An 11,209-nucleotide genomic window follows, 5' to 3' on the forward strand; every position below is an offset into this window, starting at 1 on the left:
AGATACTGAACACTTAGTTGATCTCTTTAACCGTATTGCACGAAGGTATTGGCAAGTAAAAGGAGTAGCTAAAGGAATAAATTCTAATGTTGGAGTACTAAAAATCATAGATGCAACGTATGGGAAATTACCAAAAAATGCGTTAAACTGGACTGCAGTTTCTAAGGACTCTTGCGGCATTAAATTGCATATACGGGTCGCTTTAGCCTCTGCAAATAGCGTTTATCCAGAGAAAATGATTCCTTCTACTGGGAATATAGCGGACTCCGACGCTGTCAATCATATTATTGATGCTGATGGCGCATTATATGTCATGGATCGTGGCTACGCCCACAAGACAAAGATGGGCGGCTGGATGGAAAGAGGCGTTCAATTTCTCGTGCGTACGCGCAAGAATTTTAGAATGGAAACGCTAAAATCAGAAACGCCAACGCATGATAAGGTCCTTCGCAATGAGTTGGTTTCGATACTCACGCGCGAAGAACCACTGCGCTATATTGAGTTTGTAGATGACAAAGGAACTCACTTTCATCTAATAACCAATCGATTGGAACTGACTGAAGAAGAGATCATGGAAACGTATAAAAACCGTTGGTATATTGAGCTTTTCTTTAAGTGGTTAAAGCAGCATGTCAAGATTGATCATTTGTTTAGCACTTCTCCAGTTGGCATATGGAACCAGATGTACATTGCGCTCATAACAGTGGCATTGGCAGAAATCCTGCGACTCATTCATATGCCTAATCGAACACTTTGGACACTCTTTAGAAACGTCAGGTTGTATGTGTTTAAAACGATTAGAAAACTGTTAAACTACGTCAACCGAAAGCTTAGAAAGAGTAAAGGAAGGCAAAAAGTGTCCAAGGAAGAAGAGAAACCAATAAATTATGGTGAAGACTCTGCCATTGTCGACCCGATAAATAAACAACATTTCATCAAAAAAGAGAAGAAGTTAAAAGCAACAAAGAAAAACAAAGCTAAATAAATTAAATTACAAAAAAAAGGGAACTGATTTAACTGTAGACCCCTGTTCCCTTTTTTAAATTTTACCGGAGTACCATAATGTAAAAATATAGATTTTAATGTATTTAGTGTAAACTATGCAACGCTAGTGGCCATAAACATTCATGTTATTTCAGCCAAAAATACAACAATTACAACAACTCTGTTTTATCTATATTCAACTGTAGTGAATTGACTAAATTCGACCTTACACTAACATCCAATTAAAGTTTATTAATTTATCCCCCCCTGTATCCTTTCCGCTAACCTCCATCTATATAAAGAGTGAAAGGGCTGTTCACAATGGAAAGGGGAAGATGAAAATGAATCAAGGTTGGATTAACATGCCGAGTTCACTGATTGACGAGCCGGTGTGGAGGGAGACAACACCTGAAGAGAAAACGACGTATATTACCTTGCTGGTATATGTGAATGATCGTGAAGAAGAAGGGGTTTGGAAAAATGAAACGGTGACCGTTCAACCGGGACAGCTGCTCACGACTTTACGAGCATTTGCTAGATGCGTCCACGACTCAATGACGAGCGAGAAGCTCAAGGTTGCTTTAGAAACACTCGCTCGCTTAGACGTTTTGAAGTATGAAATACATGGACAAGACTTGCTCATTACAGCTTTAGAGTGGAACCGGTTTGACGGAGGGAAAGCATCGAGAAGACAATGCTAAGCTTTTGGGGCTTATGCAAGTATGATGGAATCAAATAATACGAGGAGTGTGCATGATGAAAAACAAGTATTATGGACATTTTAAGTTCGAGAGTCATAGGGAGTTAATGAAAGCATCTTTCTATCATCGAAATTACCACGAGGCGGTTTTGTCGAAAGAAGACCTCGACGTAATTGAATGGATTGTGATGCACAATTTAGGATATTGTGCACCAAATGTGAGGGAGCAAGCGCATACACTATTCAAGCTGTCTTTCGACACGATCGATCGTTCACTTGAAAAACTGATCACGCTTGGTATTATTGAACGGATTGTAAAAGAAATTGACGGTACATCGATCACGCTCTATCCGTTGCTGCCTTTCAAGCAAGAGGTTGACAATGACTGGGCACCTAAAAAAGAGAAAAGAGTTTTCATCATCGATGAGGATTTCCTCCTGCAGATGTTAAGTTGACCCGATCTTCTTTTTGTGGGTGCCTGTGCCAGAAACATTCATGTTAATTCAACTAATTTGTGTGGTTATACAAGAAATAATAAAAAACACAACGCCTACAACATACTGGATTTATGTATATGCAATTGTAGTGAATTGACTGAATTCAACCTAGCACAGGCACCTGATTTCAAAAGTTCACTTTGATTTACTAGTAATAGTTTACAACGCTTCAAAACTCGCTGCTGATCGAATCGGTGCGCGTTTAAATCAAATTCAAGCTGCATGATTTCTGTTTTTGAAATACATATTGTGAATTGTTTGCACGGGATACACCGTCATACAATGCAGAAATCTTTGGAACGTTAAGTTAGTGGATTGACTCTTATTAATATAGTAATATGAATACTTAAACACTGGTCCAAACTGCGATACAAACAATTTGTTATTTATTTGTATGAGGAATTTTTTATCACTGTTGGTTCAAGGAGCCACTTATGCTCATCTTCAAATATTCTTTCAGTCCAAGGATTATTTTCGATGTTCCTGATCATCCAACAGAAATACATTGCATACCCTGGTGCAGTAGCTTGGGGATGATCCAAGTTACCTGGTATTTCTATATAGCTATTATGCTCAATCCGATAAGCATTTGAACCAATCATGGCGCATCCAAAACCTTGTGGCTTATCAAAACGATAATAGTAGACTTCTGGTTGGTCGTGATGATGAGGAGGATAACTTGACCATCTTCCAGGACATGAAATCACTTCACCAATAACAAGATTGGAATGCGATGCATTTTCATAGTCAAAAATCCTGCGAATTACACGTTGGGCTGTACCGTCCCAGACCCCTTCTCCCGCTGTTGTGCTTTCACATTCATCAGGTCCGTATAACTTCGCATCAAAATCAAGCATATTCTCTGTCGATTGTACTAACACCTCACTTGCTTCCAAAGCAGATACTTGAACTTTTACGCTGTGTGGAACATGGAGGCACCAAGGCAATTCCTCAAATACCGACTTTCTAGACACTTCTTGTATATGACCATTCCATTTAAGCCGTATAGTACCTTCCAGCAGAAGGATTGCCTGCTCTTCTGCCTCTTCCCCTAATTCTATTTCTTTGCCTTCAGGTAATATATGAATGCCAATATTCATTAAGGAATTTACATTAGTAGCGTCCGTTATCTTTGTATACCCGTCATTTATTTCATCTAATTTTCTATAATGCATTTTTTTCCTCCTTAATAATCATCAATTAGATACGTCCTTCACTTTGGAACATCTTTATATGCTTACTAACATTTTCGTGTGAAGCTTGAACCACCCTTTCATGATACGAAAAATAATAATTGAATGGAACTTGTTCATTTATTGTTTTTAACACACGGTTGAAAGTGGATGTTGCAACATTAATCTTACGAATTCCTTTCTGTATTGCTTCACGGAATTCTGCTTCCTCAATACCAGAACCCCCATGCAGAACCAAAGGTATATTCGTTGTCTCATAAATTTCTTTTAGCCGAGCAAATCGTAAATTGGGTTTACCTTTATACTCACCATGTGCATTTCCAATTGCAACCGCAAGAGCATCAATTTCAGTTTCTTCAGCAAACCGTTTGGCATCTTTTACCGACGTTATTGCTATTTCAATATCAACGGAACCGTCCTCACTTCCTCCTACTCTACCAATCTCTCCTTCAACTGTTGCACCATAAGTGGATGCAAGGGACACTATTCTCTTTGTCTCTTGAATATTCTGTTCAATCGGCAACGAGGAGCCGTCAAACATTACGGATGTAAAACCTAATTTCAACGCTTCCCTAATCTTCCCAACCGTTTCCCCATGATCAAAATGAACCGCAACAGGAACATTTGCTTCTTTGGCAGCTGCAATCATCATTGGTCCGATTAAGTGCAATGGTGAGTGACTAAGCCTTACTTCGGCAATTTGCAATATAATTGGTGACCGCAACTCTTCAGCTGCTCGTATCGCTCCCATCACCATCTCCATGTTTGCAACACTAAATGCCCCTACTCCATAATTCTCCTCTTCCGCCTTGATGAGTATTTCTTTCATTTTAACTAGACTCATATCGTATCTCCTCGTATAAGGTTCGATTTTAAAGCAATGTACTTATAAGAAAGAGGACGAACTGTTTCCAGCCGCCCTGTTCCATCTTATTTTTTCATGTAGCGTGCTGTGACCATCTTCTTCCTTGTATAAAATTCTACACCGTCTTTACCGTTCGCATGAAGGTCTCCATAGAAGGAATTTTTATAACCAGAGAAAGGGAAAAATGCCATAGGTGCTGGAACACCTAAGTTTATGCCTAACATACCTGCATCGATTGTTTCTCTAAATTGGCGTACTGCAGCAGCGCTATCTGTATACAGGCAGGCACCATTTGCAAAGGAAGATGCATTAGCTACTTCAATGCCCTCAGCCAAATCATTAACCCGTACAATTGATAGGACTGGTGCAAAGATTTCATCCTGCCAAATCTTCATTTCCATCGATACATGGTCAAAAATTGTCGGTCCTACAAAATATCCTTCACCGTTAGCTTCCTTGTCTTCCCTGCCATCCCGGATGAGAAATGCTCCTTCTTCTATCCCTTTCTCAATGTATCCTAATGTACGTTCTTTATGCCCTTCACGGATTACTGGGCCAAGGAAAACATCTTCATCAAGGCCATTGCCAATAACGATATTATCTGAAGCCTTTTTTAAACTTTCAACCAACTCATCAGCAATTGAGTGCTCAACAGCGACGACTGCCGCCGCCATACACCGCTCACCCGCTGATCCGAAAGCTGCACTGATGATTTGCGCCGTAGCCAGCTCAAGATTAGCATCGGCTAAGACGATTGAATGATTCTTTGCTCCCGCCAATGCTTGTACTCGTTTTAAATTTGCAGTGCCTGTTTTGTACACATACTCCGCAACCGGCTGTGATCCCACGAAAGAAATGGCTTTGATTTTGGGATTCTCAAGAATTTCATTTACTACGGCATGGGCTCCATGGACAATATTTAATACACCTTTGGGCAAGCCAGCTTCGGTGAAAAGTTCTGCAAGTCGATTTGCCAGAAGTGGCGTTCGCTCAGAAGGCTTTAAAATGAATGTGTTGCCGCAAGCGATTGCAAGAGGGAACATCCAGGCAGGCACCATCATCGGAAAGTTAAAAGGCGTTATCCCCCCAACAACCCCTACAGGATACCGATACATGCCCGATTCAATTCCAGTTGCAATATCTGGAAGATGATTACCCATCATCAACGTCGGTGCACCCGCTGCAAATTCAACACATTCAATTCCACGCTGCACTTCCCCATAAGCTTCTGCGAGACTTTTACCATTTTCAATCGTAATAAGTTTAGCAAGCTCATCCCAGTTATCAACCAGAAGCTGCTGATACTTAAATAAGATCCGAGCTCGGCGCGGTACTGCAAATTCCGACCATTTCTCAAACGCCTCTTCCGCTGCTTGAACCGCTTGTTCCACATCTTCTTTTAATGAAAGAGGAACTTCTGCAATTACCTCGCCAGTCGCAGGATTAAAGACAGGTTCAAAAGTTGTTGAGATTGGATTAACCCACTTGCCATTTATATAGTTTTGTAATCGTTCCACTGAGTTTGTCATGTTACCTCTCTCCTTTAATTAAACTGTTTCGTAATTAGCGGTTTTCAAATATTCCAACAATTCCATCTCTGTAGGCATTGCGTGCGAACAACTGTGCTTCGAAATAACGATAGACGCAGAGGCACTTCCCAATTTCATTGCTTCCGGCACGTTATATCCCTTCATCAACCCATATATGAATGCTGATGCATAGGAATCTCCAGCTCCAAAAGTTTTTAACACATCTGTTCTAAAAATACCACTTTGATACGATTCGCCGTTTTTCAAATATGCAATTGAACCTTTACTTCCGTGTTTGATTATGACGATATTCGCACGCTGCGAAAACCAACGGGACGCGGTCTGCTTGTCATTTGACTCTTTTACATTCAATAAATTTTCCATCATGTCAAACTCTTCACGTGTTCCAATGATTACGCTGCACTTTTCCGCAGCCAAATTATAATAAACTGCTGTCTCGGCATTGTCTTTCCAAGTATGCGGACGATAATCCAGATCAAAAAAAATGACAACATCATGTTTGACAGCATATTCGAGCGCAAGGAAGACGGCTTCCCTTGATGGACTTTGTGCTAATGCTGTTCCAGAAATAAGCAAAGCCTTTGATTGCGCGATATAGTTTTCATCAATTTCATCCGGATGAAGCTTCAAGTCGGCCACATTATCTCTGTACATAAGAATGCTGCAGTCCTCCGGACTTTTAATTTCAGTGAATGCAAGCCCTGTAACAGCACCAGACTTGTCAATAACAATACCAGAAGTATCGATTGCATCTTTTGATAAATAATCAATGATGTAGCGTCCCATTTGATCATCCGCTACTTTTCCGATGAATCCTGTTTTCTGCCCAAGCCTAGCCGAACCGATTGCAATATTTGCAGGTGAACCACCTACATACTTTGTGAATGTACTTGTCTCTTCCATTGGCCGATTTGTTTCATTTGCATTTAAATCAATGCAAAGCCTACCAAGGGCGATTAAATCGAATGCCCGATTATTCGAAAATACTAGTGGATTCAAAGACTATTCCTCCTATACTCATGCCAACCACCCGTGTGTTAAGCGCTTAACCTAATAAACCTACATTACCACTCTTGTTTGAATTACTCTAGAAATCCTGGAAGCCATAGTGAAATTGCTGGCACGTAAGAAATAATCAGGATATCGACAATCAAAATCACAATAAAAGGCATAATTGCTTTAGATAACCTCGAGAAGGAAATTCCCGAAATTTGTGCAGCCACAAATAGATTTAATCCAACAGGTGGTGTCACTAATCCGATTGCAAGGTTGACGACTATTATAATTCCAAAATGCACCGGGTCTATTCCAAATGAAATAGCTGCTGGCAAGAATAATGGTGTGAAAATCAATATTGCTGCTGCCCCATCAAAGAACATTCCTGCAATTAACAAAACCAAATTGATGATTAATAAAAAAATAATTGCATTTGTTGTCAGTCCTGATATTAGTGTCATTATCAATTCGGGAACACCTGTAATGCTTATGTAAAAGCTAAATAATCCAGCAGTTCCAATTATGATCATAACGATAGCCGTTGTCACTGCCGAATCAACGAGGACTTTGTACAATTGTTTTATTTTGATTTCCTTGTAGATAAACACACCTACTACAAAACCATAGAACACTGCAACTACAGCCGCTTCAGTCGGTGTGAAGTATCCCCCGTATATCCCGCCCAAAATAACAACAGGCATCAGCAGGGCAATAATAGACTTTCTAAATGCTGTAAAGATCTCCTTAGGTGTGCTTTTCTCCATGCCTGTATAGCCATTTCTCTTACTAACTACATACGCCATAATTAGCAAAGATACGACAATAACAAGCCCTGGAAATACTCCAGCGATGAACAATTCGCTTACTGAAACTCCTGCTACAACACCATATAGAATTAGAGATATACTCGGTGGTATAATGACTCCCAATGCTCCAGATACTGCCTGATTGGCACTTGCATATTCCTTGCTATATCCCTTAGCAATCATTGCTGGGATTAAGATAGCACCTATTGCTGCTGTCGTCGCTGCCCCCGAACCAGAAATAGCAGCAAAAAACATGGAAGTAATTATCGCAACCATTGCTAGACCGCCAGTAAAATGACCAACCAACGAGCTTGCGAAATTAACGAGACGCTTTGACAATCCCCCGACTTGCATCAAGTTTCCTGCTAAAATGAAAAAGGGGATTGCCATCAATGGAAAAGAATTGATCGATATGAATATCCGTTGAGCGACAGTCATAAGCGGAAGTGTTTCATGCATACCGATTCCCAAAGCAGTCGCTAATCCGAGAGCTACTGCAATTGGCACGCTCATAAACATTAAAACGACTAGAGAAATGAAAAATATTATTAGCATGGAAACACCCTATTTCATCAAGAATTTTTGAATCACGACATAAAAAGTATTTAAGATAAATAATAATCCCCCGCTTGGTAATGCGAGATATACCCAAAACATGGATAGTCCCGTACTCGGCGCTATCTGCACTTTTACGGATTGTGCTATGTCCCAACCATAAATTGTTAGAATTACATAAAAAATCATAGAGACAGTACAAACCGCTACAAATAGGATTTTCCTGCCCTTTTCATTTAACAGTTCTGGCAACAGCTCTACGGCGATAAGTTCCCCTCTTTTTAGTGCATAAGCAGCTCCAAGCAACACTACCCACACCATCAAAAATCGGGAAATTTCCTCAGACCAAGTAAGCGATGAACCAAAAAGCTTTCTAGCAATTACTTGCCAAAAAATAAAAATACACATCATGGAAAGCATTATAGCTAAAACCCATCCAACTAATTTATTCAAGAATTCAATGCTATCTAAATACTTGGTAAGTACTACTTTCATACGGTTCACCTCTTTATGTAAAGGTAGATGAACAGAAGCCCATCTACCCTTTGATCAACAATTAAAAGTTTCTAACCTTTTCAATAAAGTCGACTCCAAACTCAGGTGCCCACTTCTCGTAAACCGATTCTGTTTTCTTTTTGAAAGATTCCACATCAATTTCATCTGTTTCTAGAATTTCCATGCCTTTTCCCTTCAGAATTTCTGTTGCTTCCTCATCCAGTTTTTCAAAGCCTTCTCTAGCATGTTCCACTGAATTGGCAGCTGCTTGTAAAACAATTTCCTGATGTTCAGTCGACAAAGCATCGAATGCAGGCTTACCCATCATCAGCAAATATGGCTGATAAAGCTCAGGAAGCTTAGATACATATTTTTGTACTTCATAAAACTTCATTGTATTAATAGAATCCAGCGGGTTTGACTGGCTATCGATAACGCCTTGCTGTAGACCTGTGAAAACCTCAGTCCATCCCATCGGAGTAGGATTAGCACCATATGCTTTCCATGTATCAATCTGTACTTGGTTCTCCTGAACCCTTTGTTTCATTCCCGCTACGTCTTCGACACTTTTAACTGGTCTAACTGAGTTTGACAAGTAACGATAACCAGCCGTCCAGTAGCTAAGAATCTTAACATTAGCACTATTTTCGAACTTATCAGCAAGGTCCTTTCCAATCTCGCTGTCAAAAACACGGTAAGCATGGTCATGATCCTTGAACAAATATGGCAAGTCAAACATATTAAACTCTTTTGTCCAAGTTCCTAGCGCACCACTTGATGTTGTTGCCATATCCAAAGAACTGATTCCCATCATCTCAATTACTTCACGTTCTCCTCCAAAAGTGTTGTTATAATAAACTTTTAAATCAATTTCTCCGTCAGAAAGTCGTTGTAGCTCTTCTTTGAACTTTTGAACGCCAACGTCCGCAAAACTACCTTCTGCTAAACTTAAGCTGATGTCCAATGTTACTTTTCCACTGTCAGCACTTACACTTTCATCATTTTTCCCTGAAGAATTAGTACATCCTGCCAAGACTAAAACCAACGCTGCGATTAATAAATATCCTTTAATAAGAAAAGCACGTTTCACAATATAACCCCCTGTTTTTTCACCTAGAAACAACTGTAAAACAAAAAATCCCTTTAATGATCTTCACCATGTGAGAGATTGCTAATCCTCTCCTCATTAGGTAAGCGCTTACCTAATGTTTTTTTCATCTTAATCCATAAGTTCATAGAAGTCAATCTATTTTAGTAAATTTTTATATTTCTACGATTAAAAAAAGCCCTCGTCTTTTTTGTCAAAGAGGGCTATCGAAAAAGTTTAATGCTTATTCATCAATCATTTCATCAACACGGATCCGTGTCGATCGTCTCACTATTAAATCCGGAACTAGAATTACTTTCCTCTTCCCTTTTTCTCCAGCAATTTCTGCTACAGTCAAATCCATAATCTCTTTTCCCATGTCTCCAATAGGTTGCGAAACGGTTGTCAATGGAGGATCGTAAACCTCTGCGATAATTGTGTTATCAAACCCTACTACCGAAAGGTCATTAGGTATGTTAAAACCTTTTTCCCTACCCGCTTGTATTGCGCCGATTGCCAATAGGTCATTGCATGCAACAAAAGCAGTTGCCCCTGTTTCAGAATCAAGGATTTCTCTCGCCATTCTTGTTCCAGTTTCAACATTTGACTCAGTTGCAAAGCGGAATTCAAATTTGTAATCCACTCCATAATCCATTAGAGCCTGATAATACCCCCTCATCCGTTCACGATTACTGTAGACATCCCTTGCAATAATTGCAATTTTCGTATGTCCTAATTCCAGTAGATGAGTCGTTGCTATATACCCTCCCTGAAAGTCATCAATAGCTACTGTATTGATTGATATTGATGGGAAATTTTTTGCCACAATTGAAACAGGAAGTTTTTCTTTTAGTAAGCGACTAATCACTTCTTCATCTTCAAAACCAGATGCCAAAATGATGGCATCTACACTTTTACTTTTCAGTAACTGAATGTATTTCAGCTCTTTTTCTTTTTTATAGTCTGTGCTACAGATCATGATACTGTATCCTAGTTCATGTCCGCGGTCTTCAATTTTTCTTGCGAGTTCAGAGAAAAACGGGTTTGCTAAATCCGGTAGGACTAGGCCAATACTATTAGTGTTTTTTCCTGTAAGCGCAGTAGCCATAATATTCGGGTGATAGTTTAGTTCTTTCATTACCCTTAAGACATTATTCTTCGTCCGCTCACTGATGCCTCCTTTATGATTAATGATTTTAGAAACAGTCGCTATGGAAACCCCAGCCTCCTTAGCGACATCATATATTGTTGGTCTCATGGTTTAACCCCCTTCACCATTTAGTAAGCGCTTAACTAATTATATTCTTACATGGAATCGCAAAATTGTCCATACGGACGAAAAAAGACTGGAAAACCAGTCTTGAAAGGAAAATTAAACAACCACCCGCTAAAGGAGGTGGATTTCAACATAAATGTTGACGACTAAAGTCGTTGTAAGGGCTGAAGTCCTTCTTAAAGCCCTTGTGCTTAAGCACACTGGA

The 11,209-nt window shown here is 39.7% G+C and carries 11 protein-coding genes; 3 read left to right on the forward strand and 8 right to left on the reverse strand.

All coding sequences use genetic code 11. From position 1 onward, the window contains the following. The 3 genes from NRI27_RS17755 to NRI27_RS17765 all read left to right on the forward strand — a co-directional run. Positions 1–985 (forward strand): IS4 family transposase (locus NRI27_RS17755; protein ID WP_371391879.1); only part of this gene is annotated, 985 nt, incomplete at its 5' end. A 340-nt stretch (positions 986–1,325) separates the two neighbouring features. After that, positions 1,326–1,685 (forward strand): hypothetical protein, encoded by a 360-nt coding sequence (locus NRI27_RS17760; protein WP_371391880.1) that lies wholly within the window; start codon positions 1,326–1,328, stop codon positions 1,683–1,685. A 55-nt stretch (positions 1,686–1,740) separates the two neighbouring features. Then, complete coding sequence (locus NRI27_RS17765; protein WP_371391881.1) at positions 1,741–2,139, forward strand: hypothetical protein; 399 nt, start codon at positions 1,741–1,743, stop codon at positions 2,137–2,139. A 428-nt stretch (positions 2,140–2,567) separates the two neighbouring features. Here NRI27_RS17765 and NRI27_RS17770 read toward each other — a convergent pair whose 3' ends face one another. The 8 genes from NRI27_RS17770 to NRI27_RS17805 all read right to left on the reverse strand — a co-directional run bounded on the left by NRI27_RS17770 (position 2,568) and on the right by NRI27_RS17805 (position 10,986). Next, on the reverse strand, positions 2,568–3,356 hold the full coding sequence (locus NRI27_RS17770) for a 5-deoxy-glucuronate isomerase (RefSeq protein ID WP_371391882.1): 789 nt from the start codon (positions 3,354–3,356) through the stop codon (positions 2,568–2,570). A gap of 25 nt (positions 3,357–3,381) precedes the next feature. After that, positions 3,382–4,218 (reverse strand): class II fructose-bisphosphate aldolase, encoded by an 837-nt coding sequence (locus NRI27_RS17775; RefSeq protein ID WP_371391883.1) that lies wholly within the window; start codon positions 4,216–4,218, stop codon positions 3,382–3,384. 86 nt (positions 4,219–4,304) lie between these two features. Next, positions 4,305–5,768 (reverse strand): CoA-acylating methylmalonate-semialdehyde dehydrogenase, encoded by a 1,464-nt coding sequence (locus NRI27_RS17780; RefSeq protein WP_371391884.1) that lies wholly within the window; start codon positions 5,766–5,768, stop codon positions 4,305–4,307. A gap of 18 nt (positions 5,769–5,786) precedes the next feature. Next, positions 5,787–6,788, reverse strand: coding sequence for a 5-dehydro-2-deoxygluconokinase (gene iolC / locus NRI27_RS17785; RefSeq protein WP_371391885.1), 1,002 nt, complete (start codon positions 6,786–6,788; stop codon positions 5,787–5,789). Positions 6,789–6,871: 83 nt separating this feature from the next. Next, positions 6,872–8,146, reverse strand: a complete 1,275-nt coding sequence (locus NRI27_RS17790; protein WP_371391886.1) for a TRAP transporter large permease — start codon at positions 8,144–8,146, stop codon at positions 6,872–6,874. 9 nt (positions 8,147–8,155) lie between these two features. Continuing rightward, complete coding sequence (locus NRI27_RS17795; protein WP_371391887.1) at positions 8,156–8,641, reverse strand: TRAP transporter small permease; 486 nt, start codon at positions 8,639–8,641, stop codon at positions 8,156–8,158. 61 nt (positions 8,642–8,702) lie between these two features. Continuing rightward, a complete protein-coding gene (gene dctP, locus NRI27_RS17800; RefSeq protein WP_371391888.1) occupies positions 8,703–9,731 on the reverse strand; it encodes a TRAP transporter substrate-binding protein DctP in 1,029 nt (342 codons plus the stop codon). 241 nt (positions 9,732–9,972) lie between these two features. After that, a complete protein-coding gene (locus NRI27_RS17805; RefSeq protein ID WP_371391889.1) occupies positions 9,973–10,986 on the reverse strand; it encodes a LacI family DNA-binding transcriptional regulator in 1,014 nt (337 codons plus the stop codon). Positions 10,987–11,209 lie beyond the last annotated feature (223 nt).

The sequence above is a fragment of the Sporosarcina sp. OR05 genome (assembly GCF_041414805.1).
Taxonomy (GTDB): domain Bacteria; phylum Bacillota; class Bacilli; order Bacillales_A; family Planococcaceae; genus Sporosarcina; species Sporosarcina saromensis.